Source organism: Anoxybacillus sp. P3H1B, assembly GCF_001560855.1.
GTDB lineage: Bacteria > Bacillota > Bacilli > Bacillales > Anoxybacillaceae > Anoxybacteroides > Anoxybacteroides rupiense.
Genome location: NZ_LPUG01000012.1, coordinates 184,962 through 209,861, shown reverse-complemented (window position 1 = coordinate 209,861; position 24,900 = coordinate 184,962). Strand labels below are relative to the sequence as shown.

At 42.9% G+C, this 24,900-nt stretch carries 20 protein-coding genes; 6 read left to right on the top strand and 14 right to left on the bottom strand.

The genetic code is table 11. The annotated features are described in order from the left end of the window. The first annotated feature begins 144 nt into the window (after positions 1 to 144). Positions 145 to 1,008 carry an SDR family oxidoreductase gene (locus AT864_RS08330; protein ID WP_044745694.1) on the top strand — a complete coding sequence of 288 codons (864 nt, stop codon included), beginning with the start codon at positions 145 to 147 and terminating at the stop codon, positions 1,006 to 1,008. A 246-nt stretch (positions 1,009 to 1,254) separates the two neighbouring features. Here AT864_RS08330 and AT864_RS17905 read toward each other — a convergent pair whose 3' ends face one another. From AT864_RS17905 to AT864_RS08295, 7 genes are all read right to left on the bottom strand, one after another. Next, on the bottom strand, positions 1,255 to 1,392 hold the full coding sequence (locus AT864_RS17905) for a hypothetical protein (RefSeq protein ID WP_156450513.1): 138 nt from the start codon (positions 1,390 to 1,392) through the stop codon (positions 1,255 to 1,257). Continuing rightward, positions 1,389 to 2,417: a LacI family DNA-binding transcriptional regulator gene (locus AT864_RS08325; protein ID WP_066148220.1), complete on the bottom strand. Its 1,029-nt coding sequence runs from the start codon at positions 2,415 to 2,417 to the stop codon at positions 1,389 to 1,391. Before AT864_RS08325 ends, AT864_RS17905 begins: the two co-directional genes overlap by 4 nt. Before the next feature lie 24 nt (positions 2,418 to 2,441). Continuing rightward, a complete protein-coding gene (locus AT864_RS08320; protein ID WP_156450512.1) occupies positions 2,442 to 4,805 on the bottom strand; it encodes a glycoside hydrolase family 31 protein in 2,364 nt (787 codons plus the stop codon). A 12-nt stretch (positions 4,806 to 4,817) separates the two neighbouring features. Further along, positions 4,818 to 6,350, bottom strand: coding sequence for an alpha-amylase family glycosyl hydrolase (locus AT864_RS08315; RefSeq protein WP_066148217.1), 1,533 nt, complete (start codon positions 6,348 to 6,350; stop codon positions 4,818 to 4,820). A 99-nt stretch (positions 6,351 to 6,449) separates the two neighbouring features. After that, positions 6,450 to 7,292: a sugar ABC transporter permease gene (locus AT864_RS08310; RefSeq protein ID WP_066148214.1), complete on the bottom strand. Its 843-nt coding sequence runs from the start codon at positions 7,290 to 7,292 to the stop codon at positions 6,450 to 6,452. Position 7,293: 1 nt separating this feature from the next. Further along, positions 7,294 to 8,577 (bottom strand): carbohydrate ABC transporter permease, encoded by a 1,284-nt coding sequence (locus AT864_RS08305; RefSeq protein WP_066148212.1) that lies wholly within the window; start codon positions 8,575 to 8,577, stop codon positions 7,294 to 7,296. A 515-nt stretch (positions 8,578 to 9,092) separates the two neighbouring features. Beyond that, the gene (locus tag AT864_RS08295) at positions 9,093 to 10,388 is read right to left on the bottom strand and encodes an extracellular solute-binding protein (RefSeq protein ID WP_066148206.1); all 1,296 of its coding nucleotides are present in this window, start codon (positions 10,386 to 10,388) and stop codon (positions 9,093 to 9,095) included. Between the two features lie 318 nt (positions 10,389 to 10,706). Between AT864_RS08295 and AT864_RS08290 the strand changes: the two genes are divergently transcribed. Then, positions 10,707 to 12,479 (top strand): alpha-glycosidase, encoded by a 1,773-nt coding sequence (locus AT864_RS08290; RefSeq protein WP_066148203.1) that lies wholly within the window; start codon positions 10,707 to 10,709, stop codon positions 12,477 to 12,479. 24 nt (positions 12,480 to 12,503) lie between these two features. On the opposite strand, the gene AT864_RS08285 is transcribed toward AT864_RS08290, so the two are convergent. Beyond that, positions 12,504 to 13,367 (bottom strand): AraC family transcriptional regulator, encoded by an 864-nt coding sequence (locus AT864_RS08285; RefSeq protein ID WP_066148200.1) that lies wholly within the window; start codon positions 13,365 to 13,367, stop codon positions 12,504 to 12,506. A gap of 292 nt (positions 13,368 to 13,659) precedes the next feature. Between AT864_RS08285 and AT864_RS08280 the strand changes: the two genes are divergently transcribed. After that, positions 13,660 to 15,015, top strand: coding sequence for an MATE family efflux transporter (locus AT864_RS08280; RefSeq protein ID WP_369815513.1), 1,356 nt, complete (start codon positions 13,660 to 13,662; stop codon positions 15,013 to 15,015). Between the two features lie 50 nt (positions 15,016 to 15,065). On the opposite strand, the gene asnB is transcribed toward AT864_RS08280, so the two are convergent. Then, positions 15,066 to 16,913: an asparagine synthase (glutamine-hydrolyzing) gene (gene asnB / locus AT864_RS08275; RefSeq protein WP_066148195.1), complete on the bottom strand. Its 1,848-nt coding sequence runs from the start codon at positions 16,911 to 16,913 to the stop codon at positions 15,066 to 15,068. Positions 16,914 to 17,235: 322 nt separating this feature from the next. Here asnB and AT864_RS08270 point away from each other — a divergent pair, with 322 nt between their 5' ends. Then, complete coding sequence (locus AT864_RS08270; protein ID WP_066148192.1) at positions 17,236 to 17,784, top strand: DUF2777 family protein; 549 nt, start codon at positions 17,236 to 17,238, stop codon at positions 17,782 to 17,784. A gap of 59 nt (positions 17,785 to 17,843) precedes the next feature. Here the strand turns inward: AT864_RS08270 and AT864_RS08265 are convergent, their stop codons facing one another. Further along, positions 17,844 to 18,200, bottom strand: coding sequence for a YisL family protein (locus tag AT864_RS08265; RefSeq protein ID WP_066148189.1), 357 nt, complete (start codon positions 18,198 to 18,200; stop codon positions 17,844 to 17,846). 390 nt (positions 18,201 to 18,590) lie between these two features. Here AT864_RS08265 and AT864_RS08260 point away from each other — a divergent pair, with 390 nt between their 5' ends. Further along, positions 18,591 to 19,784 carry an ornithine--oxo-acid transaminase gene (locus AT864_RS08260; RefSeq protein ID WP_066148185.1) on the top strand — a complete coding sequence of 398 codons (1,194 nt, stop codon included), beginning with the start codon at positions 18,591 to 18,593 and terminating at the stop codon, positions 19,782 to 19,784. Positions 19,785 to 20,090: 306 nt separating this feature from the next. Here AT864_RS08260 and AT864_RS08255 read toward each other — a convergent pair whose 3' ends face one another. Beyond that, positions 20,091 to 20,993: a fumarylacetoacetate hydrolase family protein gene (locus AT864_RS08255; protein ID WP_066148182.1), complete on the bottom strand. Its 903-nt coding sequence runs from the start codon at positions 20,991 to 20,993 to the stop codon at positions 20,091 to 20,093. Positions 20,994 to 21,191: 198 nt separating this feature from the next. Here AT864_RS08255 and AT864_RS08250 point away from each other — a divergent pair, with 198 nt between their 5' ends. Continuing rightward, positions 21,192 to 21,383 (top strand): aspartyl-phosphate phosphatase Spo0E family protein, encoded by a 192-nt coding sequence (locus AT864_RS08250; protein ID WP_044745679.1) that lies wholly within the window; start codon positions 21,192 to 21,194, stop codon positions 21,381 to 21,383. A gap of 54 nt (positions 21,384 to 21,437) precedes the next feature. On the opposite strand, the gene AT864_RS08245 is transcribed toward AT864_RS08250, so the two are convergent. From AT864_RS08245 to AT864_RS08235, 3 genes are all read right to left on the bottom strand, one after another. After that, positions 21,438 to 22,619, bottom strand: coding sequence for a DUF418 domain-containing protein (locus tag AT864_RS08245; protein ID WP_066148179.1), 1,182 nt, complete (start codon positions 22,617 to 22,619; stop codon positions 21,438 to 21,440). Positions 22,620 to 22,727: 108 nt separating this feature from the next. Then, positions 22,728 to 24,320, bottom strand: a complete 1,593-nt coding sequence (locus AT864_RS08240; RefSeq protein WP_066148176.1) for a long-chain-fatty-acid--CoA ligase — start codon at positions 24,318 to 24,320, stop codon at positions 22,728 to 22,730. Between the two features lie 233 nt (positions 24,321 to 24,553). Next, positions 24,554 to 24,778 (bottom strand): spore germination protein, encoded by a 225-nt coding sequence (locus AT864_RS08235; protein ID WP_044745676.1) that lies wholly within the window; start codon positions 24,776 to 24,778, stop codon positions 24,554 to 24,556. Positions 24,779 to 24,900: the final 122 nt, after the last annotated feature.

Here is a 24,900-nt window from a genome sequence, read left to right as displayed (position 1 = left end):
GCCTCACTTCCGGGATAAATGTTGATCCATCAAGCCGTATCTATATAGTAAAATAATGGATAAACGGCTTTCGTGATATTTTCGCTTGATTCTCCCATACTAAACAATGACTGAACATGATGGTATAAGGGAGGAATGATCAAGATGGTCACAAAGCAGCAAATGACCTTGCCGCCACAGCATCAATATCAGCAGCCGGGATTACAATCCGTGATGCAGCCCGAGCCCGTCTCCGAGGATCCTGCCTATCGAGGAAGCGGCAAGCTTCAAGGAAAGATCGCCTTAATTAGCGGCGGAGACAGTGGAATCGGCCGAGCGGTTGCCATTTATTTTGCGAAAGAGGGCGCGGATGTCGCCATTATTTATTTGAACGAACACCAAGATGCAGAAGAAACCAAGCGGCAGGTTGAAGAAGAGGGACGCCAATGCCTGTTGATTGCCGGAGATGTGGGAGATGAGCATTTTTGTATCGAAGCTGTCAAGCAAGTCATCGCTGCATTTGGAAAGCTAGATATTCTTGTCAATAACGCAGCTGAACAACATCCTCAAGACAGCCTACTGCACATCACCTCAGAGCAACTAGAAAAAACGTTTCGCACGAATGTGTTTGGCTACTTTTATTTAGCGAAAGCGGCACTTCCTTATTTAAAAGAAGGCAGCTCCATTATTAACACCTCATCCATTACAGCTTATGAAGGCAATGAGCAGCTGCTCGATTATTCGGCAACAAAAGGAGCGATCGCGACATTTACACGCTCGTTAGCTAAATCTTTGGTACAAAAAGGAATTCGCGTCAACGGTGTCGCCCCCGGGCCGATTTGGACACCCCTCATTCCTTCAACCTTTTCAAGCGAGCAAGTAGCTGCATTCGGTTCGAATACGCCGATGAAACGACCTGGACAGCCTGAGGAAGTAGCGCCAAGCTATGTGTTTCTCGCCAGCGATGACGCCTCCTATATAACAGGACAAATGATTCATGTAAATGGTGGAAAAATCGTGAACGGGTGAATGTAATAAAATTGAACATTTATTGTTAATTTTATTTACAGTATACTTGATTTATCATGTATGATCCAATTATGATTATTACGTACAGTGTTTGATGTCAGCCTTTTGCACAAACCAAAAGGTGACCCCTCTCTTCCCTTTGATAGACTTGCAACGATATGTTGCAAGTTTTTTGTTTATATACGAATCACCCATTCTTCTTATGCGCAAAAAAGCACCTGAATTTTGTCCGCTCACAAGCCTCTCTTATTCGATTTTCGTCTTCGCTTGACTGCGTCCCTTGTCTGCCAAGCGCAAACCAGCCCGGTGCGGAAATGGAGAATGCTTAACAATGATGGCCGACAAAGTCGAAACGGACTTTGTCGGCCATCTAACTTTTTTCATTTTGTTTGATCGTCATCGCAGGAAAATCGTTTCATAAGCTGGTGCGGAATAATAATTCGCTTGATCGGCTCATTTGGATTCGCAATTTTTTCGATTAAACTTTTCGTCGCTTCATATCCAAGCTGAAAAATATGAATATCGACTGATGTTAATGGAGGGCGTGAGAGCTCCGCTAACAGCGTATTATTAAAGCTGACAATGGATATATCCTCAGGAACGCGAACGTTCATCTCGTCCAACGTATTCAAAACCCCAAGCGCCATCAAATCATCCGCCACCACTAACGCTGTCGGCGGTTCACGTAACGACAGCAGCTCTTTCATCGCTTCTTGTCCGCCTTCTTTTAAAAATTCTTCATGCATAATATACTCTTGGCGGTACGGCAGCCCGGCTTCTTTAAGCGCCGCTTCATATCCTAGCAGCCGATCGACTGTCACTAAATAGCTGATATTGCCTCCGACAAATGCTATTCGCTTATGCCCAAGCTCAACTAAATATTGAGTCGCTTCTTTTGCCGCGCGATAGTTATCATTATCGACATGAGTAATTTGTTCTGCCATCTGGTGAGGCTTTCCAATGACAACAAATGGGAAGCGGTTCTTCTGCAAATATTTCATCAGTTTATCATTCGTTCTAGAGTAAAGCAAAATAACACCGTCAACCCGCCGCCCCTGCAGCATTTCGATCACACCTTCATAAATCTCGCTTTCCTTTTCGCCTGTCGACATTTGCAAAGCATATTTTTTCTCATGTGCTGCTTTGCTAATTCCGCGAATCACCTCAGGAAAAAACGGATTTTGCAGCGCTTGGTCAGTTGAGCTCGGCATCACGATTCCAATCACCTGCGACGATTGATTCGCCAGGCTCCGGGCAATAAAATTGGGATGATAGCCAAGCTCTTTCATCGCTTCTCGCACTTTTCTCTTTGTTTTTTCACTAATGCGCGGACTATCTGCAATGACTCTTGAAACAGTGGAGGGAGCCACATTCGCTCGTTTTGCAACATCTTTAATGGTGACGTTCATTTCACATCCCTCCTTCTCCATCCCTCAATTGTGGTCGATCCATAAGATGTTCTGCTTATCATCCCATCTACCATGTTGCTCGTTTCCATCGACGATCACAGTCGTCTGTGCCGTTCCTCCATGAATCGCAAATGACAGCTTCCAGTCTGGCCGGTACTCCCCTTCCGTTTTCGTGTCAATCCGAACAATATTCTCATCATACCTTATATCCAAATGCAAACGGAAATAAATTCCTTTCTCATAAGCAAACGTTTGTCCATCATCATCATATATCATATATGCGGTTTTTCCATCACACTTTTTATATAAGCGCACGATGCGCTGTTCATCCGGCATATCAGTAGAACGTCTTGCATTGGCAAGCGCAATGGCTGAGCCTTGCTTCACAAAAATTGGGAGCTTGTCTAATTCCGCATGAACCAGATGGTATTGACCTCCCTCCCAAACGGTATCTGTCCAATAATCGATCCATTTCCCTCTCGGCAAATATACAGCTCGATAAGCGGTGTTAGGCGTCATAATCGGAGCAACCAACACATTGTCACCAAGCAAAAATTCATCATAAAGATTATACGTATGAGGATCATCCGGATACTCAAAAAGCAAAGGTCGCATGACAGGAGCACCTGTCTCATGAGCTTCTGCAAAAAGCGTGTATAAATGCGGCAACCATTCGTAGCGCATCTGGATATATTGTTTGATAATTCGCTCATACTTTTCAGCAAACGACCACGGTTCTTGCCGGCGGAATCCGATCGCACAATGATTGCGAAAATATGGAGTAAACGCCCCCACCTGCGTCCAACGTGCTAAAAGCTCCCCGTTCGTATCGTGAGCAAACCCGCCAACATCCGCTCCGCAAAACGCTACGCCTGATAATCCTAAATTCATGCACATTGGCAACGACATTTGCAAATGCTCCCAAAAGCTGCGATTATCTCCCGTCCATACAGCTGCATAGCGTTGGATGCCTGAGAAACCGGCACGCGTTAACAAGAACGGACGCTTTCCGTTCAACAGCTTTTTCATGCCGGTGTATGTCGCTTCTCCCATCATCAATCCGTAAAGATTATGAAGTTCACGATGCGTTTTCGGGTTTCCATCATTATCATGCATCACGGCAATATCCATCGTTTTTGTTTCATTAAACACAGACGGTTCGTTCATATCGTTCCAAATACCTTCGATGCCTAAATCAGCATAAAACCGATGCTTGTCGCCCCACCAGCTTCTCGCTTGTTCATTTGTGAAATCCGGAAACGCGCTTTTTCCTGGCCAGACCTCCCCAATGAAAAGATTTCCCTCCATGTATTTGCAAAAATAATCGTCCCTTACTCCTTCTTGATAAATGGCGTATTCAGGATCCACCTTTACCCCAGGATCTACAATCGGAACAACACGAACCCCTTCCTGTTTCAAATCGGCAATCAGCTGCTTCGGATTCGGAAAGCGGTTTCTATCAAATGTAAACACACGATAGCCATCCATATAATGGATATCTAAATACACCGCATCAAGCGGAATATCTTTTTCTATAAACGTCTGCACCAGTTCTCTTACTTCCTGCTCCGTTTCATAGCTATAGCGCGATTGATGATAGCCGAGCGCCCATTTAGGAGGAATCGGCATTTTTCCTGTCAGATTCGTATATTGCTTCAATACATCGCGCGGAGTCGGACCGGCAAATACATAATAATCAATCGGTCCGCCCTCCGCCGCGAAGCAATATTCATCTTCGAACGTTTGAAAATCAAATATGGTCCGATACGTATTGTCAAAAAACAAACCGTGTGCCCATCCATTCCGCAACGTCATAAAATACGGATGAGACTGATAAAGAGGGTCCGTTTCCGGATTATGCGGCGCATACACATCTGTATTCCACATGGTCCATTTTTCACCGCGCTTATTCAGAAATCCGGTTTTTTCACCGAGCCCATAAAAATGGTCGGCCTGATCCATTCCTTTATAACAGTAAACATCACCTTCATAAGTGAAGGCCATCCCTCTCGCTTCCTCCCCTACAAGCAAACGGCCCGCTTGATCATAAATCTGCACACGAAAGGGCCGTTTTTTCACTACCACTTTCATTTGTGGTGAAGCCAGCTCTACCTGTTCCTCTGTTTCATGCACATCCACTTTTACCTTTTTTGGCTGCATGACGACGGCACGGCTTGTTTTCATGCTCGTTTCGCCAAAAGGATTAAAAGCGACGCGGACGATAGGATGATCATAAAACTGAACGTTCACTACACCTGCATCACATCGGAAGAAAAACACTTCATCTTTACAGGAAAAAGCCAGCATGTTTCCGATATCGATTACATTCCGTTTACGCCGCTTTCCCTCGCGATCCGGCAAAATAGCAAAGCTTGTATCTTCCAGCATCTTTTCTCCCTCCTACCTAGACCGTTTGGCACGCTTTTTCGCATAGTATAAAAACAATCCAAACAAGACATAAACAGCAATGAGCGCAGCGATAAATGGAATATTCAGACCCGTCTTTTTGGCAAGCACGTAAATTTCTGCTGTTTCCCTATCCGAAATCAAGTTATACCCGTTTTTGCTGCTTCGCACTAAATCGCCAGATAACAGTCCTCTCAACTCTTTTCCAGTGGCAAGCTGAGCGTTTGTTAAATGGACTTTTTGCGTTTTGTTTGTATTATTTATCGCGATGACAGCTGTTTCTCCCTTATATGTTCGTTTAAAAACAGCCATTCCCTTCTTTTCGTACAAGAGAGTAAAATCCCCCCGCCGCAAAGAAGGTAATTGCCCGCGCAGTTCTCCTAATTTTTTTATATAGTTCACCACTTCATCATCGGTGCGGAAATTCATAAGGCGATGATTATCAGGAGCCTTTCCTCCGTCTAACACAATTTCTGTTCCGTAATAGACAATAGGAACGCCTGGCGCTGAAAATAAATAAGCTAGACCAAGCTTCATTCTGGTTATCGGATTTTGCTTGTTTTCTAAAGCAAGCCTTGTGAATCGAACAGTTCTGTCATTGTCCAAAAACGTACCTAACAAATAAGGATGATCATAATAAGAGACATTGTTCTTCCAAACACGATAAAGCGGCGCAAGCGATTGATTCACATTGCTCAATACCTTTGACGCTTCATTATAAAAAGGATAATCAAGAAAACCATCGATTCCATCCTTCTCATAATCCGCTATATAACGCGGATCATTGCTGTCTATTCCTGCAAGCAGATAAAAGTCTTTCTTCACTGCTTTGACTTCATTTGAAAACTCCTGCCAAAACGATTTAGGCACATGTCCAGCGTCATCAAGATAATAACCATCAATATTCGTTTCTTTTATCCACCATTTAGCGGCATCAATCAAATAACGTTTCACTTCTGGATTTTCTTGTGCAAGATCTGGCAACCCATTTAACCAGCCGGTCTCTATTTGCTGTGGATTATTCCAGTCTGAAATCTCTCTTTTCTCATGATACCAATCTTTTTTCGCCGGATCGTTTATCCACGGATGGCGAGACGACGTATGATTCGTCACAAAATCCAAAATCACCTTCAGCTGGCGCTTATGTGCTTCTTTCACCAATGTTTTTAAATCACTGAGCGTTCCAAAATGCGGATCGACTTTATAAAAATCCGTAACCTTCTTTCCTTGATAATCCCCTGGCTCCGTTTGAAAAATCGGCGTCAGTCGAATCGCTGTAAATCCCATGCTTTGAATATAATCCAGTTTAGCTGTAATTCCCTTTAAATCCCCTCCGAAATAGGCGCGAGGATCTTTGACATTGACACCTTGGTCGCTTGTCGAATCCAAATTGTTAAATCGGTCAACCGTCATAAAGTAGACGGTTTCGTCTTGCCATGTCCTCTTTTCATTTGTGTCTGCCTGTGCAGGAATGGCAAATGAAAGTAAAAAAAGAAGCGCTAAACTAGAAACAAATGCTCGTTTCAACCTTCCCACTCCCTATCTATTTCGAGTCTACTTACTGTTTTAATATAGCTCGAAATAGCCTGAAAAGAAAGAACTTGAACGGTTCTTTCCCTCTCTTTCTTATCCTTTTGTTCCGCCAGTTGTCAATCCTGATACGAAATATTTTTGGAACGAAAGGAACAAGATCGCAATCGGCAGAGCGATCAGCACAGAGCCAGCAGCAAACGTTGTAAATTCACTTCCAAACTGCTTTGCGACCAAGTCATACAGTCCAACGGCCAGCGTATACTTTTCTTTGCTGCGAAGCAGGACGCTAGCCAAAATAAAATCGGCAAACGGTCCTGTAAAAGCAAATAGCGCCACAACCGCAATGATCGGCTTAGCCAACGGCATAATAATTTGCCAAAAAATGCGCAAATGTCCGGCGCCGTCGATTCTCGCAGATTCATCAAGCTCTTTCGGAATCGTATCTAAATACCCTTTCATCAACCAAGTGTTCATCGGAATAAATCCGCCTACATAAACAAGAATCAGCCCTAAATGCGTATCAATTAATTTTGTGAGCAGCCCTAAAACATAAATAGCAATTAATGCGGCGAAGTTCGGAATCATTTGCAAAATCAAGAAGGTGATTAAACCATTTTTCCTTCCGATAAAACGGTAGCGGGAAAATGAATAGGCCGTCAAACTTACGAGAATAACAGAAAAAACCATCGTAAGTGTAGAGATTTTTAAAGAGTTCCAGTACCAGCGCAAATAATCGCTTTGATCAGGGTCGAACAGCTCTTTATAATGAGCGAGCGTTGCATTCTCTGGGATCATCTTCGACCCCGACAAGCTCTGTCCGGGATTAAACGAAGAGCCAATAACCCAAAGAAGCGGATACATAATAATGGCGACGACCACTAAAATCACGATATACGACAAGGTTAAACGAATGATTTTTCGTCTTTTCATGCCCATTTCACATCATATCCTCTTCTTTAAATGATCTCGTTCTTCTAAACTGCCATAAAGCAACGGAGACAACAACAAGCGATAACAGCAAGGTTACAGCCGCGGCTTTGGAATATTGTGCCGACGTCATCGTCAGACGATAAATCCAAGAGATTAAAATATCGGTCGCACCGGCGTTTTGGCCCGAGACCGCCGGCCCTCCGCCATTAAACAAGTAAATAATGTTAAAGTTATTAAAATTAAACGTATACTGCGTAATTAAAATAGGGGCGACTGTATAAAGAACGAGAGGAAGCGTGATTTTTGTGAATTTTTGCCATGCTGTAGCTCCATCTACCGTTGCCGCTTCATACAATTCACTTGGAATCGATTGCAACACACCCGTTGTCATCGCAAAAATGAATGGAAAACCAAGCCATGTTTGAATGAAAATCAGCGCCACCTTTGTCCAAAATGGGTTTGTCATCCAATCAATAGCCGGAAGCCCCAAGGAGGCTAAAATGGTTTGATTGACCGCGCCAAAAGATTCATTAAACATGCCCGCAAAAATCAAAATAGTCACAAACGCCGGAACGGCCCAAGGCAAAATAAAAATAGTTCGGATAATCGCTTTTCCTTTTAAATCTTTTTGATTGACGAGAATCGCTAGGAAAATGCCAAGAGCAATTTGCAAGGTAGTCGCACCAAACGTCCAAATAATCGTCCATGCCAATACGTTAATAAACGTTTTCCGCCAAAGGTCAAGCTTCACTAAGTCAACAAAGTTTTGCAAGCCAACCCAATCGACTAATTTAGCTGGCGGCGTATGATACAAATCGTAGTTTGTAAACGCAAGCAGCACAACGAAAATAATCGGAAAAACAACGACAAAAATGAGCAAAATAAATCCCGGCGAGATCATTAAATAAGGAAATCCGCTATCGACAAGCGTTTGATATTGTTCACGCAGCGAGTTGATTTTTAAGCCAAGGTCGCGTTTTTGTCCGTTTTTATACGCATCCTGCAAATTAAACGCATAAAACCCGAGGCCAAATACGAGCACGATCGCCGCTAAAATCCCTTCCACCAACAAAAAAATGGAATGATCACGCGGGACTATTTCACCAAGCGTCACTAATCCCCACAAACCGATATCCAATAAATCATGAAAGACAATAAAAAAAGAAACCGTTAATACAAGAAAGAAAATACCTTTCGTATATTGGCGGTTGTATAGCTGTCCGAGTCCCGGAATAATCGATAAACCAAGCGCAATCTTCCGATGACGAGATTGATAGATAGTCGACTCCACATAAGCCCCTCCTTTCTAACATATCACCACTCACAACCAGTTCATATTTGAGAATGTTAGATTCATCACCTGCAAATATCAGTTCAGCATCCAATCCTTTTCTATCATCAAAAGTTCTATCGGCCATAAAAGCATAGTTCGGCAAATGCGATAGGCGTGTGAAAACATGGAAGCCATCCATACTATAAACGCCCGTGCAAAACATGGAGCCCAGCAGAAGCAAGGAACCTTTTCCACTCTCCTGTTTGATCGGCAAATGGTTTTTTCTTGATGCATCAATATGAACCCCTAAAGCGAGCCGATCACTATCGATTTCGATAGTCGGTCGACCGAACAGCATTGCTTCCAGACAAATTCATTTGCCTGGAAGTAGCTGATTGTTCGGTTCCTGGTCACGTTTTGGCGTGACTGAGACAAGGCAGCGACTTGCCTTTGACCGCCAATTTTCCACCAATCATTTGTTTCATCTTCAAGTTGTCTTATCGCCGATCCCGTAAAAGAGAGGCGCTCTCTTTTTACTCGCCTGAGTGATTCGTTTCAATATTGGTTTGAATGGTTTTCACCGCTTCATCTAATGCTTTCTTCGGTTTTATCTTTTGGTTCGCCACTAATTGCAGAGCGGTTGCCATCGGGCCCCATACTTCAGACATTTCCGGAATATTCGGCATCGGAACCGCGTATTGGGATTGAATCGCCACAGCCTTGGCCCCTTCATCTTCTGCAATAAGCGGATCATCAACGAGAGCTTTAACCGGCGGAATCTCTTTTGTTAATTCAAAGCGCTTTTTCGCACTTTCTTCATTCGTTAAAAACTCAATTAATTTCGTCGCCCATTCTGGATTTTTGGAAAAAGCAGACACATGCCATCCTTTTACGCCCATAAACGTTTTCACATGTTCTCCGTTTGGCAATGTTGGCATCGGTGCAACTCCAATTTCAATTCCCGCATCACGCATTCCTTGAAATGCCCATGGTCCATTCATGACAGAGGCTACCTTTCCTTCATTAAACAGGCCATCCATCGTCGAACCGCCGTTTTCACCGATAATTCCTTTCGGGAATAATTCTTTATACCATTTTTGGATGTATTCAGCTCCCTTGACTGCCCCATCGTTATTTAAACCGAGATTTTTCGGATCCAATGTGCCGTTATCCTCTTTAAATACATAGCCGCCCATGCCGGCAATCACACCGTGTGCAAAATAAAAGTTATCCCAAAGAGCTAAAAATCCGTATTTGTCTCCTTTTGTAAATCCCTTCGCAAATTGATACAGCTCATCCATCGTTTCCGGCGCTTTATCCATCAGCTTTTTATTATAGATAAATACCGGGGTTTCTACGGCCTTTGGCAGCCCATAAAGCTTTCCTTTATAGGTCTCCGCTTTGATAGAGGATTCTGTAAACTGATCTAATACGGATGGATCAACGTTGATTTCACGAATGAGTCCTTCCGTTACAAGCTGGCCGATCTGGTCATGAGGCACTGTAATCACATCGGGACCTGTGCCTGCCGGGCCATCTAAACGCAATTGTTCCCGTTGCTTTGTCGCCATCTCTACTTCTTTATACTCGACTTTAATCCCATATTTTTCTTCAAACGCTTTAATGGCTGGCTCAAGCGCTACTCCCCGCTTGACATCTTCCCAAACAACAAGCTTATCTGGCTTAGGAGGCATGCTGTTTTCTGATGTTTCCGTTTGCTTATTCCCTTCATTTGGATTCGTCTTCGTTGTTTCCCCATCAGGTCCGCACCCTGCCAACACCCCTGTCGTCAATGCGAGCGAGGAAAAAAGAGATACCATCCTTTTCATTCCGATCCCTCCTGTTTATTTACAAAAAATGAAAATGGCAAGCGTTTTCATAATGATTAATTAGGAAAACGGTTGCACAAATTATCACTTTTATTATACAATCATTTTGAATTTTGACAACTCTTTTTTACATGTTTTACAATTGGTTTAGCGATTGATTGACTTTTTATATAGTGATCAATTACTCTTAAAACATACGGAATGAATACGTTTCCTTTTTGTTTGGCAAAATAACAAACAAGCTATCATATTCATCTTGTCACTGTGTAACCAAATGGCAATCGCTTGCACTTAATCTTTTTTAAAGGAGCTGATTCCATGTTCAAAGAAGCCATTTATCATCGTCCAAAAGACAACTTTGCTTATGCATATGACGAGCAAACACTACATATACGATTGCGGACAAAAAAAAATGACGTCGAGCATGTCCGCCTTATTTACGGCGATCCATACGAATGGGAAAACTGCCATTGGCAGGTAAGCTATCAATCTATGCAAAAAAGCGGAACAGATGAACTGTTTGATTATTGGTTTATCGCCTTAACTCCTCCATATCGTCGCCTCCGTTACGGTTTCGAACTGACAAGCAACAACGAGCAAATCGTTTATACAGAAAAAGGATTTTACAGAACGGCACCGATGGATGATACCGCTTATTATTTTTGTTTTCCTTTTTTAAACAAAATCGATGTGTTCCAAGCACCTGAGTGGGTAAAAGATACCATTTGGTATCAAATTTTCCCAGAGCGCTTTGCCAATGGCAATGAAGCATTGAATCCTGCTGGAACATTGCCGTGGGGAAGCGCTGATCCTACGCCGACCAGCTTTTTCGGTGGAGATTTTGAGGGCATTATTCAGAAACTGGATCATCTCGTTGATCTAGGAGTTAATGGAATTTATTTCACGCCTATCTTTAAAGCATCATCCAATCATAAATATGATACGATCGATTATTTTGAAATTGATCCGCAATTTGGAGATAAACAGACATTTAAAAGGCTTGTGGAGCTTTGCCATCAAAAAGGCATTCGCGTCATGCTTGATGCGGTTTTTAATCATAGCGGTTACGAATTTCCTCCATTTCAAGACGTGCTGAAATATGGAGAAAATTCTAAGTATAAACATTGGTTTCATATTCGCGAATTCCCACTGCAAACCGTGCCGCGTCCAAACTATGATACATTTGCTTTTACTCCGAATATGCCAAAGCTGAATACAGAAAACCAAGAGGTGAAAAACTATTTATTAGATGTGGCGACTTATTGGATTCGTGAATTTGATATTGATGGCTGGCGCTTAGATGTCGCTAATGAGGTCGATCATCAATTTTGGCGCGAGTTTCGCCAAGCGGTGAAAACGATCAAACCAGACGCCTATATTCTTGGAGAAATTTGGCATGATGCTATGCCTTGGCTGCGCGGCGACCAATTCGACGCTGTGATGAATTATCCTTTTACAAATGGGACCCTTCGTTTCTTTGCTCAACATGAGATTCGCGCTTCACAATTTGTCGGAATGATGACACATGTGCTCCATTCCTATCCAACGAATGTAAATGAAGTAGCATTTAATTTACTCGGCAGTCACGATACGCCTCGTCTGCTGACTCTCTGCAAAGAGGATGTGCGGAAAGCAAAGCTCTCGTTTTTATTCCAGCTCTCTTTTACAGGAACACCTTGCATCTATTATGGCGATGAAATTGGAATAACAGGCGATCAAGACCCAGGCTGCCGCAAATGCATGATATGGGATGAACATCAGCAAAATCGCGAGCTTTTTAGACATGTCCAAAAGCTTATTGCATTGCGCAAGGCTTATAAGGCATTTGGAAATCGCGGAAATCTTCATTTTATCGATGCAAATGATGAAACGAATCATTTGATCTATATGAAAACATTCGAAGAAGAAGCAATCATTTTCCTCGTGAACAATAACGAACAAGAAATAGAGATCACCTTGCCTCTCTCTCTAAAAGGAAAGCTGCTCACGAATTTATGGACAAATGAGCAGTTTGCAGCTGAGGCTGACACATTAAAGTCGACACTTCCACCATACGGATTTTTCATCTATAAAATCGAAGATTGGTTATAAAGCGAGGAAGCATCTCCTCGCTTTTCATATGCGGTAAACGATGCGGCGGTACTCTGTTGGCGTCACTCCCTCCACTTTTTTAAACAAGCGGGAAAAGTAAGCGGCATCTTCAATCCCTACCCGCTTGGCGATGGAATCAATCGTATCGTTCGTTTCTGCCAGCTGCTTTTTCGCCTGAGCTATCCGATAGTAATGCAAATATTGCATGACGCTCATTCCCATCGTTTTTTGCATGCAGCGCGTGATATAGTCTGGATGAAAGCGCAACGATCGAGCTAATTTTTTCATCTCAAAAGGCTCACGATAGTACTTATGGATATATTGAACAGCTTCGGCACATACTTTTTCTGATGCCGTTGGAATGTCCAATGCTTGTTTCTGAAGCTGCACGAGAAACTCCGCGAAATAAATTTGCTGTTTAAGCGCACGATCAGGAGAGCTATCGTGCTCTAAATGAACCACTTGTTCCAGCAATTGCTCCATTCTTTCTTTTTGCTTCATTACCCCAAACTGCGGCAAGTAAAATTGATATTGTGCTGCCTCTACATATGATGCTTCTCGTTCCATTACATCATGCCAAGCGATTTCTCCTTTAGGAAGGATCTCATAATGTTGCTCCATGGTGAAATGAAGCCAGACAAACAAGGTATCTTCCACACATGGGCGATAACCATAATGTCCGCGTTGCGGTATCAGAATCATATAGGTTCCTTCTTTTACTTCAAATAGCTGATCTTCCTCTGCCATAAATAAGCAGCCTCGCTTTACATACAGCAAATCAAATACTGAAAAAGTTCGCTTGAAGTGTTTTTTTCCTTGCACAAACATCGCCTCTCCTCCCTTAATAAAGGTCGGAAAAGGCGGACACCTAAAGGCAATATGCCGCATAATCAATCTCCTCTTTATGTCGGAAATATACAAATCGAATCGTGTTGCTCCCTTTTATTATGCCGTAAAATCGATACACTGAATATAGCTTTTATTTATAAAAAAATCGGCATCAATCAAAATCGAAAACGTTTCAATCGATGAAAGAACTAGATTTATATATACCAGGATCAAATGCCGTTTATTTAAGTTTGATGCATCCACGTTTTTTGTTCTCAAATGAGATGATGATCACCGATTTCGACGGCCGGGCGATCGACTGCCGTCGCTTTCAGCTATAAAGGAGGGAACGATTATGTCTAATCATAAACACTTGTCATTATTCGCACTGACTTGGCCGATTTTTATCGAAACGCTTCTGTATATGTTGATGGGCAGTGCTGATACACTCATGCTCAGCCACTATTCTGATCAGGCCGTCGCCGCTGTTGGCGTCGCGAACCAAATTATTTTTCTTGTTATCGTCATGTTCGATTTTGTGGCAATGGGTACTGCTATTTTAGTCGCTCAATATATCGGCGCAAAAGATGTCAAAAATACGAGAGAAGTTGCCCTTGCTTCCATAAGCGCTAACTTTTTCTTTAGTTTTTTTCTTAGTGCCATTCTCCTGTTATTTGGAAAGCAACTATTATATGCCATGAAGCTGCCTGATGAACTTTTAGATGAAGCCTATTCTTATTTAGCCATCGTTGGCGGTTTTTTATTTGTTCAGGCTCTTATGATGACGGCTGGGGCCATTTTAAAAAGCCATGGGTATACTCGCAACACGATGTATATTACCGTCGGCATGAACATCCTTCATATCATCGGAAATTACATTTCTATTTTTGGGCCATTTGGTCTTACGGTTTTAGGGGTCAAAGGAGTCGCCATTTCTACCACCATTAGTCGAATCATCGCATTAATCGCTATCTTTTTCCTTTTGGCCAAGCGAACGAACTTGATTCCGTCGCTATCACGCTTCGCCTATTTGCCTATGCATCACATTCGTAGCTTGCTGAAAATCGGCATCCCTGCTGCCGGAGAAAATTTGGCCTACAATACAGCGCAAATGGTGATCACATACTTTATTACATGGATGGGAACTGAAGCGCTAACAGCAAAAATCTATACGCAAAATTTGATCATGTTTGTTTTTCTGTTTGGCATTGCCGTCGGCCAAGGCACGCAAATTCTCGTCGGTTATTTCGTTGGAGCCAAGCAATATGAGCAGGCATACGCGCGCTGCTTAAAAAGCTTGTATAGCGCCATCTCGATTTCTATTGCTATGGCTTTTACATGCTATCTATTGGCTGAACCCCTGCTCTCATTTTTTACACATAACAAAGAGATCATCGAAATGGGAAAAACGCTGTTATTACTAACTATTTTACTTGAACCGGGCCGTTCATTTAATCTAGTGATTATTAGTTCGCTCCGGGCAGCGGGCGATGTGCAGTTTCCTGTTTACATAGGAATTGCATCGATGTGGGGAGTAAGCGTCGTACTTTCCTATATTCTTGGCATTTATTTTGGTTTGGGGCTCATCGGTATTTGGATTTCTTTTATTGCTGATGAATGGCTGCGTGGACTATTCATGCTATGGCGCTGGCGATCAAAGACTTGGTGCCATAAATCCCTTGTCCAATTCCCCGTGGGAACGACATAATAAAAAGCAAAGGAGAAGCTTGGTAAACAAAAGCTTCTCCTTTTTCTTTTTTAATCTTTAATTTGAATGGAGTAATGCTCGAACCAAGTGTGAACTTGGCACAAATAAGCAAGCAGCTGCGGTCCTGTCATCAGCTGGCCAAACCAAGGCATTTGAAATGATTTCCCTCCTGTTTCCACCATTTCTTTTAGCTTTCCAGCTTCAAAAAATTCATATAGTGCAGAGGATCGCTCTTTTAATATTTCTTTCATTCTCGCTTTGACTAATTCTGTATAAAGAGGATGATGTGTTTTCGGATAAGGGCTTTTCTTGCGATATAGCACTTCTTCTGGCAAAATTCCTTCCAGCGCTCGACGCAATATTCCTTTTTCTCGATTTCCGTACATTTTCATTTCCCATGGAATGTTCCATACATATTCTACTAAACGGTGATCGGCAAATGGCACACGCACCTCTAGGCTCGCTCCCATGCTCATTCGGTCTTTGCGATCAAGAAGGGTTGTCATAAACCAAATCATATTTAAATAAAACAGCTCGCGCCGTTTCGCTTCGACGGCACTCTCTCCTTCCAATCTTGGAACCTCTGCGATCGTTTCACGAAATCGCGTTTGCACATACTCATCTAAGCGCAATTTTTTCCGCCATTTTTCTTGAAGCAAATCCATTCGTGCCTCCGTGGACCGCATCCAAGGGAATCCATTTCGCGCCAAATCATCTGGGCGATGAAACCAAGGGTATCCGCCAAAAATCTCATCGGCGCACTCTCCTGATAAGCTAACAACAAAGTCTTTCTTAATTTGTTGACAAAACCAAAGCAACGATGAGTCTACATCGGCCATTCCTGGCAAATCACGTACCGTAACGGCCTCTGTTAAATAATCAGCTAAATTCTGCTGCGAGATGACACAACGATGGTGAATTGTCGAAAATGTATTCGACATTTTCTCAATCCAAGGACCATCGGCATTCGGTTGAAAATCATTCGCTGTAAAGTACTGATCATTCCCTTCATAATCAATCGAATACGTATGCAGCGGGCCTTTCCCAGCCTTTTCAAACGCATTGGCGGCTATGGCAGTAATGGCGCTTGAGTCCACCCCACCTGATAAAAACGTACAAACAGGTACATCGGATACAAGCTGTCGCGTCACTGCATCAGTCAGTAGAAAACGGACTTTCTCTACCGTCTCTTCAAGCGAATCGGAGTGGACATGGCTTTTTACGTTCCAATAGCGGCGAATGTTGATACCTTCTCGCGAATAGATAAGCATATGGGCTGGACGCAATTCATGAATGCCATTAAATACTCCGTGCCCTGGAGTTCGAGACGGCCCCAATCCAAACACTTCCGCCAATCCTTCGCGGCCGATTTCTGTCTTTACTTCAGGATGTGCCAAAATCGCTTTAATCTCGGAACCAAATAATAAACTGCCTCCAATATGGCGGTAAAAGAGCGGTTTAACTCCTAAGCGATCCCTTGCTAAAAACAATTTTTCATTTTTTCCATCCCAAATGGCGAATGCAAAAATTCCATTAAGATAGTCCACACATGTTTCTTGCCACTCGATATAGGCTGTTAATAATACTTCTGTATCCGAATGGCCTTGAAATGTATAGCCCCTTTTTAAAAGCTCTTTGCGAATTTCTTCGGTATTATACAGTTCGCCATTATAACAAATTGTATAATCACTGCCATGTTTTTGTCTTGTCATCGGCTGTATGCCGCCTGCTGGATCGACGACGACAAGTCGTTTATGTCCAAATGCCACATGCTGGTCTAACCAGTAGTTTGTATCATCTGGACCGCGCTTTGCCAATGCTTCCGTCATTTTTTCAATGGTTGGTTGTGCAGTGCGCATCTCTCGCTGGAAATCCACCCAACCGGTGATCCCACACATATGAATCAATCCTTTCTTTTCTTCAGCGTAAAAACAGGTTGCTTTTTTTCATTATATGCAGCTAAGCGCTAGGCGCTCGTCGCCGCTTTTTTCTTTATCTACTCTGGCGACCGTCTCTCTTGTGCGAAACCAACTCCCTCCGGGTGGAGCGAGTAAACTTTGTCAATCCATCTTTCTCTCTAAAGCTAAGCGTTCTCCGCCGTTTTCCTTTATGGCATGCTTTCATTGTATGCAAATGCAGCGATTTCGATGAATTGTCCAATAGAGTGAATAAATGATGGGCAAATAGGTGAAAACGAAAAAAGAAAGGAGATGAGGAAAATTGACTCTTGAACAAAAGTTGGCACAGATTCCCGCCCAACAGCGCGCTTATATACAAGGAGAAATTGAATATGTAAACGGGGAATGGGTTTTTTTTGATGAAGAAGAGGAAGAAGCAGGACTGCTTGCAGAGTGGAGTGATGAGGAAATCGAAATTTTCCGATTCGGCCGCTGGCTTCGCGGATATTATCAACACAATGGAGAAATTCAATTATCTGGAACAAGAGTTTTACTGCAAAAGGGCGAGCTGGTTCGTTTTCGCAAACGATTGCCGTATGCTTATCGCAGCTGGCTTGATGCTCTTCCTGAAAAAACGTTTTTTGGCTTCATTGAATGGCTAAATAAACTGAATTTTTCATTATACGATTGTCTGTATTGCTATAACGGGCTCTTGTTTGAGAAGCGTACAGGCGTCAATTTTATGATTTTTGATAATACAGAGCTGATCGGGAACGTGCAACACTATTATGAGCGAGGCGAAACGAATAAAGATCGCTTTGAAATGACGTTCCATACAGGCAATCGGTTTATTTGCACACAAATCAGCTAAAAAGGGTGTCCACAGTAATTGGGACACCCTTTTCAATATAAGTAATACTTGACTGTCGTTTAGGAAAAAACATGGAATCCTAACGGAAGCTTAAGTCCTAAATATAAAACAAGCACAAAAGCCAGTACAAGCTGAATCCAAGCACTTTGGGCACGCTCTCCCTTTTTGGCGCGGACCATCACCATCTCCATCGCGACAATGACCCAAAGACCAACAATCGCTTTTACGATATACAGCGCTGAAATCGAATACAAGCTAAACAATAGCATCGCTCCAGTAGCGATAATGAGCAGATAAAACAAGCGCAAAACCATATGGGCGATTTTCGCCTTCGGAGAATGAGCTTTGTACATCGACAAAGAAACAAAAAATAAAATGAAAGCAATCACCCATGTTGTAATGTGTGCATGCGTCATCGAAAATGATCTCCTTTCCAGCATTCGTTTTCTTCATCATAGCATGTTTTTGTAAAAAAACGAAATGGCATGCTTGTCTATAAATAGAATACATATCATCAAAAGATAAGCCGTATAGCCGTTTCCAAAACAGAGCCCCCATTTTTCGACGGTCGAGCGATCGCCGAAATTGGATCATCACCTGTTCACACGGAAACAAAATGAAGGAATCGAGTTGTATTTATATCGTCATACGCAATGCTCCATCGCGCCATCAGGTAAGAAGCTCTCTTTGCAAGCAAGAAAATGGACAAAGGCCATAAAGTTCCTTCTTTTTCCCAATCTAACAAGCTCGTATAATTTTTGCTATAATATATAATGGAGCGAATATTGCAAATAGGAGGAGCACACATGAGCAAAACAACAGAAATTATTCACTTAACTGAGCAGTTTGGCGCAAACAACTATCATCCGCTGCCAGTCGTTCTTTCTAAAGGAGAAGGCGTATGGGTAGAAGACCCTGAAGGCAATCGTTATATGGATATGTTAAGCGCCTATTCCGCCGTCAACCAAGGACATCGTCATCCGAAAATCATTCAAGCGCTCAAGGAACAGGCAGACCGCATTACCTTAACATCTCGAGCGTTTCATAACGATCAGTTGGGCCCTTGGTATGAAAAAGTAGCCAAATTAACAGGAAAAGACATGGTTTTACCAATGAATACAGGCGCAGAAGCGGTAGAAACAGCCGTGAAAGCTGCGCGCCGCTGGGCGTATGATGTCAAAGGCATCGAAGAAAATAAAGCGGAAATTATCGTTTGCGAAGATAATTTCCACGGACGGACAATGACCGCTGTTTCCATGTCTTCCAACCCTGAGTATCAGCGCGGATTCGGACCGATGCTTCCTGGCATCAAAGTGATCCCATTTGGCGATGTGGAAGCATTAAAGAAAGCGATTACACCAAATACGGCTGCCTTTATCTTTGAACCGATCCAAGGGGAGGCAGGCATTAATATTCCTCCAGAAGGATTTTTAAAAGCCGCCTATGAAGTATGTAAACAACACAACGTATTGTATATTGCCGACGAAATTCAAGCTGGCCTAGGCCGCTCAGGAAAAATGTTTGCATGCGATTGGGAAAATGTTGTGCCGGATATGTACATCCTCGGCAAAGCGCTAGGCGGCGGTGTATTCCCGATTTCTTGCGTAGCGGCCAATCGCGATATTTTAGGCGTTTTCAATCCAGGTTCACACGGTTCGACCTTCGGCGGTAATCCGCTCGCTTGCGCTGTTTCCATCGCAGCCATCGACGTTCTTGTTGAAGAAAAACTAGCAGAACGTTCTTTTGGATTAGGTAATTATTTCCAAGAAAAGTTACGTGAAATTCAGCATCCTGATATTAAAGAGGTCCGTGGCCGCGGATTATTTATCGGCGTTGAATTGCATGGGCCTGCCCGTCCATATTGTGAAAAATTGCAGAATGAAGGATTACTATGCAAAGAAACACATGACACCGTCATTCGTTTTGCCCCTCCATTGATCATCACGAAAGAACAGTTGGACTGGGCAATCGAAAAAGTGAAAAAGGTGTTTAATGAATAAATAAAAGCAAAGAGAACAGCAGGTAATAAGTCGGTTTTCCGGCTTATAGACGCCCCTTTAATGCTTTATAGAGTTGACTTTCTGGACAGACCCTGCAACCATTTTAACCATCCTTCATGGATTGGGCTGGTTTCACATCAGACTCACTTGAAAGCACTTGGCAGACAAAGGGGCTGTGCTTTAGCGAAGATACCAATTGACCAAAGACGTTTAGGGGCTGAGGAGCGAAGCCAGTGACGAAAGATAAAAGCGTTTATCAGCAGTCAAGGGCTTTCCGGATGAGGAAAGCCCTCGTTTATGACATTCTTATTCGCCAATTCGATTGCGAAGCGTGCCGATTTTTTCGATGGTGATTTCCACGATGTCCCCTGATTGCAAAAAACGCGGCGGTTTCATGCCTTTTCCGACTCCAGCCGGCGTTCCTGTCGCAATAATGTCGCCAGGCTCTAACGTCATTCCTTGTGAAATCGTAGAAATAATCGTTTCAACCGAAAAAATAAACTGTTCCGTATTCGCTTTTTGCCGTATTTCCCCATTCACTTTCGTTTCAATATGCAAGCGGTTCGGGTTAGGAATCAGCGACTTGTGCACGATCCATGGCCCCATCGGACAAGACGTATCCAAGCTTTTGCCAAGCAAAAACTGTTTATGGCGCTGCTGCAAATCCCGCGCTGTAATATCGTTGATAATCGTATAACCAAATACGTAGTCCAACGCTTCTTCTTCTTTAATGCCTTTTCCTTTTTTGCCGATAACAACCGCTAATTCTCCCTCATAATCTAATTCTTCTGTCACATGGGCATGGCGCAAAACAAGGGACTCATGTCCTGTTACGGTTGTCGGCGCTTTAGAAAACAGCATCAGATGTTCCGGAATGTCATCCGCGCTTCCAAGCTCAAGTGCGTGATCGACATAGTTTTTCCCGACGCAAAAAATATTTTTGAGAGGACGCGGAATCGGCGCCAACAGCTGGACGCTTGCAAGTGGATAGACATAATCAGCAGCTCGCTGCTTCTCGCTCCATGTGACAATTTCCTGCACTTTATCGACAAACGCATCACCAAGCGCGATACACTCAATAAGTGAGTGGGGCAGCGTGGACTCCTCTCCCATGGCCTGCTCCGCCATTTGCAAGTGAATGACTTCATTTTGAGCGCTTAGTACGCCGACAAATGACGTTCCTTGGCGCTTAGCTGTCACAAATTTCATGATCCTTGACCTCCCTTTCTCCCTTTGATTATTCTCTATCTTGTCGTCCAAACCCTCCCAAAAATTTGTAGAAATATAGAATATTATGTCTTTTTTTAGCGAACCTCTTCCCTTCCTTCCCATTCTATGTATAATGATGATATACTATTCGCCATACTAAATTCCTAAAACATCATAATAAAACGTTGGTGAAAAACAATGATCATGTTGATTGAAGAAAAAAGACAACAGATGATTGAGTTAGCTTTAACATATGGTCTAACTGCCAAAGAAACCATTCAATGCAGCCAGGAGCTCGATGAATTGTTAAATATTCAATTAAGAGAGGCTCTAGCCTCTAAGCAGCATCATTATTCTCTTTCTAAATCCGCCTATCTTCGCATCGAATAAAAATCTACTGAAAAAGCCGATTCAGTAGATTTTTTATTTTTATCATGAATCTCTTTATGTTCTTTTAAACGGCTGCTTCTGCCCATATATGATTGTTCTCCATAGCCATTCTACCGGTCCTGTTCGATAGCGCTTCATCCATCTGTTGCTGATGACCACTTGCAGGCTATAAATGAAAATCGCCAAAAGCAATCCGTAAAATGGACGAACCGTTCCATATAATCCAAAGCCATAATGATAAAACAATAACGTGCACAAAATAGATTGAAATAAATAATTTGTTAGCGACATTTTGCCTACAGCTGCAAAAATGGAAAGAATTTTATTTCCCCATCTCATATCGGAACATAACGCAATGGTGGTCACATAAAAAATAGAAGTTAATGGCCCGCCCAGCATGTTTTGTACATATTCTGCCGCCATATTTCTTTCCGTCCAGTACGGCAAAAGCTTCAAGCTCCAGCCAAACAAAAGAGTGAAAATCCACAGTTTTTTCAATGTTTTTTTATTGGCAGAAATAGAGGAAAACCATTGTTGTTTGGCAACGTACGCCCCGAACAAAAACATGGGCAAAAGCGAAAGAATAATAAAGATCGTTCCTTCTGCGTTGTTTACATACATCCAGTCGTGCCAACGCTGCTGAAAAATCTCTGCAAATGTACCGTCTCGGTAATGATGAAGAGCCTCGTGAGCCAAGGTTTCGTCAGATGGTGCATCCGAATTTCCAGGCTCTATCCATACTGCAATCCCCAATAAAGCGCTAAGCAGTCCGTTGGGAACGAGCCAAAGCAGCAATGCCCAGACAAAGAGAGAACGCGGGGACGCCCGATGAAACAATAGCATAAACATTCCAGTAAGAGCATAGGAAATTAAAATATCGCCATACCAGATCAGAAAGGCATGGAGACATCCGATTAAAAGCAAGGAAATCATCCTTCTGGCAAAAAGCCGGACAAACGGCCTCTTTTTCATAAGCACTCGTTCACGAAAGATGATGACGCCAAAACCGAATAAAAAAGCAAATAATGGATAGAAGCTAGCTTCAGCAAAAATATCAATCATTTTTTCCGTCAAGCGATCGGAAGCATGGCTCGACCCGCTTCCGTGGCTCAAATACATGATAGGAGAGTTAAAATGGGGCATATTGACTAGAAAAATGCCCAAAATAGCAATCCCCCGCATCATATCGACAGATTGAATACGTTCTGTATCAGAAATAGAATGAAATTCGCTCATTGTCTTACCTCACCATTCACTCATGCCTGCTCATGTCTTCAACAATATAAAAAACAAAGGCCATCTGTCAATGAACAAATGGCCTTTCCTCCCCAAGACATTGCGCGTTTAGTTTACATATCTGTCTGCTTTTCCAATGGACGTCCAATATTCCTTGCGCAAATGCACTTTTTGAATTTTCCCTGATGCCGTTTTCGGAAGCTCATCCACAAATGTCACACCTGTAATGGCTTTAAAATGTGCGAGTCTTTCTCGTGAAAAAGCAATAAGCTCCTGCTCTGTAACCGTATGTCCTGGGCGTGTCACGACAAATGCATGTGGCGTTTCTCCCCACTTTTCATGGGGCACAGCAATCACTGCCACCTCCAACACGGATGGATGATCATACAGAACACCTTCCACCTCAATGGAAGAAATATTTTCGCCGCCACTAATAATAATATCTTTTTTTCTATCAACGATATCAATATTTCCATACGAATCAACTGTAGCCATGTCTCCCGTATGAAGCCAGCTGTTTCGGATCGTTTCCATCGTTGCCTCGGGATTTTTCCAATATCCTTTCATTACACCGTTGCTGCGCACAACGACTTCTCCAATCGTTTGACCGTCATGTGGAACGGCTTCACCATGCTCGTTCACCACTTTTACTTCGCAACCGATCATGGCGTGTCCCGCCTTTGCTTTCATCCGGTATTGTTCATGAAGAGGCAAGTCGCTTAGATGCGAGCGGATCGTAGAAACAGTGCTTAGCGGCGACGATTCTGTCATGCCATACACTTGGATAAACTCCCAGCCCAGCTCTTTTTCTACGCGTGTGACAAAGGCCGGCGGCGGTGCGGAACCAGCGATGACAACACGAACGGGATGCTCCATAATAGGAACATGCTGTTCGTAATATTGCAATAATGAATTGAGCACAGTGGGAGCCATATGCATCACATTAACCTGATATTTTTGAATGTATTCAAAAATCAGCTCTGGCGCCGCTTTTCGCAAGCAAATATGCGTCGCTCCATTCGCCGTATAATAAAACGGAGATCCCCACCCATTCACATGGAACATTGGCAGCACATGCAAATAGTTATCGCGATCTGATACGCGCAGGTGATGCATCGTTATTAGCGCATGAAGATAATTATTCCGGTGTGTAAGCATGACCCCTTTCGGATTTCCGGTTGTTCCGCTCGTATACAGAAGGCTGCATACATCATCCTCGTCGATATCAGGGCGCTGGAATGGCGCAGAAGTGAACTGCGTCAGCCATTCATCGTAAGCGATTTCATTCGTTTCCTGATTTTTCCCATGAACAATGATCGCTTCGATGGTTTCAAGCTTGTCCTTAATCGGCAAAATCAAGTGGTACAGCTCTTGATCTACAAACAGCACTTTGCTTTCACTATGATTTAAAATAAACAAATAATCGTCTGGTTTTAAGCGAATGTTTAACGGAACCATGACCGCGCCAAGCTGAAACACCCCATAAAATCCTTCGAGCATTTCAAGCGTATTCGGAGCCAAATACGCCACGCGATCCCCTTTTTTTACCCCCAAATCCCTCAGACCGTGTGACAGTTGATTGACTCTGTCATTTAGCTCGCGATATGTAAGCTCCTTTCCTTCGTCAATCACCCCTATTTTGTCGCCGTATAACGACACCGCCCGGTCCAAAAACTGGGTCAGCAGCAACGGTACTTTCATTTTTCTCTCTCCCCTCCGTGTTTATCTATCTGAAAATTCAATAAAATTATAACACATGGGTGATATAGATGTAACTTACTATTTCACATTTGTATGGATCAATGATCCAGCACATTGCTCTCTAGGCGAAAGCCGACTTCGACATCACATTTTGGCGTGGCCGGCTGCCGATCTCTCCAAAATATCTTCAAACAGCCTTTACATAAGAAAAGCGCTACAGGTTTGTAGCGCTTTTAATTGTTTCCAATATTGCTAGCGTCCTTCAAGCTTGGATCCAAAGTATTAGTGACACTAAACAATACATTCGTTTGAATAAAATTCCCTACATTATCTCCGCCGCCTCCATGAAAAGCCTTCGCCGTACTTTTTGGCGCAATTTGTAAAACATCTCCTAGATTTACCGTTCCATTTCCGCTAATGCTTGTCACCATGATACCGCCCAAAATCAATGCTGGCATGTCGATCATCCTCTTTTTTGTATTACTGTTATTTTATGAAGAGCAAACAAAAAACGATAGGGACATCCATCTTATATTCAACACTTTATTTCCATCTCCATATAATGATAAACAGATACCTA

Coding starts and splice junctions, on each gene's coding strand:
- AT864_RS08330 (WP_044745694.1), top strand. CDS start 145: ATGGTCACAAAGCAGCAAATGACCTTGCCGCCACAGCATCAATATCAG.
- AT864_RS17905 (WP_156450513.1), bottom strand. CDS start 1,392: ATGAAAAAAGTTAGATGGCCGACAAAGTCCGTTTCGACTTTGTCGGCC.
- AT864_RS08325 (WP_066148220.1), bottom strand. CDS start 2,417: ATGAACGTCACCATTAAAGATGTTGCAAAACGAGCGAATGTGGCTCCC.
- AT864_RS08320 (WP_156450512.1), bottom strand. CDS start 4,805: ATGCTGGAAGATACAAGCTTTGCTATTTTGCCGGATCGCGAGGGAAAG.
- AT864_RS08310 (WP_066148214.1), bottom strand. CDS start 7,292: ATGGGCATGAAAAGACGAAAAATCATTCGTTTAACCTTGTCGTATATC.
- AT864_RS08295 (WP_066148206.1), bottom strand. CDS start 10,388: ATGAAAAGGATGGTATCTCTTTTTTCCTCGCTCGCATTGACGACAGGG.
- AT864_RS08290 (WP_066148203.1), top strand. CDS start 10,707: ATGTTCAAAGAAGCCATTTATCATCGTCCAAAAGACAACTTTGCTTAT.
- AT864_RS08285 (WP_066148200.1), bottom strand. CDS start 13,367: ATGCGGCATATTGCCTTTAGGTGTCCGCCTTTTCCGACCTTTATTAAG.
- asnB (WP_066148195.1), bottom strand. CDS start 16,913: ATGTGTGGGATCACCGGTTGGGTGGATTTCCAGCGAGAGATGCGCACT.
- AT864_RS08265 (WP_066148189.1), bottom strand. CDS start 18,200: ATGACGCATGCACACATTACAACATGGGTGATTGCTTTCATTTTATTT.
- AT864_RS08260 (WP_066148185.1), top strand. CDS start 18,591: ATGAGCAAAACAACAGAAATTATTCACTTAACTGAGCAGTTTGGCGCA.
- AT864_RS08255 (WP_066148182.1), bottom strand. CDS start 20,993: ATGAAATTTGTGACAGCTAAGCGCCAAGGAACGTCATTTGTCGGCGTA.
- AT864_RS08250 (WP_044745679.1), top strand. CDS start 21,192: ATGATCATGTTGATTGAAGAAAAAAGACAACAGATGATTGAGTTAGCT.
- AT864_RS08245 (WP_066148179.1), bottom strand. CDS start 22,619: ATGAGCGAATTTCATTCTATTTCTGATACAGAACGTATTCAATCTGTC.
- AT864_RS08240 (WP_066148176.1), bottom strand. CDS start 24,320: ATGAAAGTACCGTTGCTGCTGACCCAGTTTTTGGACCGGGCGGTGTCG.
- AT864_RS08235 (WP_044745676.1), bottom strand. CDS start 24,778: ATGCCAGCATTGATTTTGGGCGGTATCATGGTGACAAGCATTAGCGGA.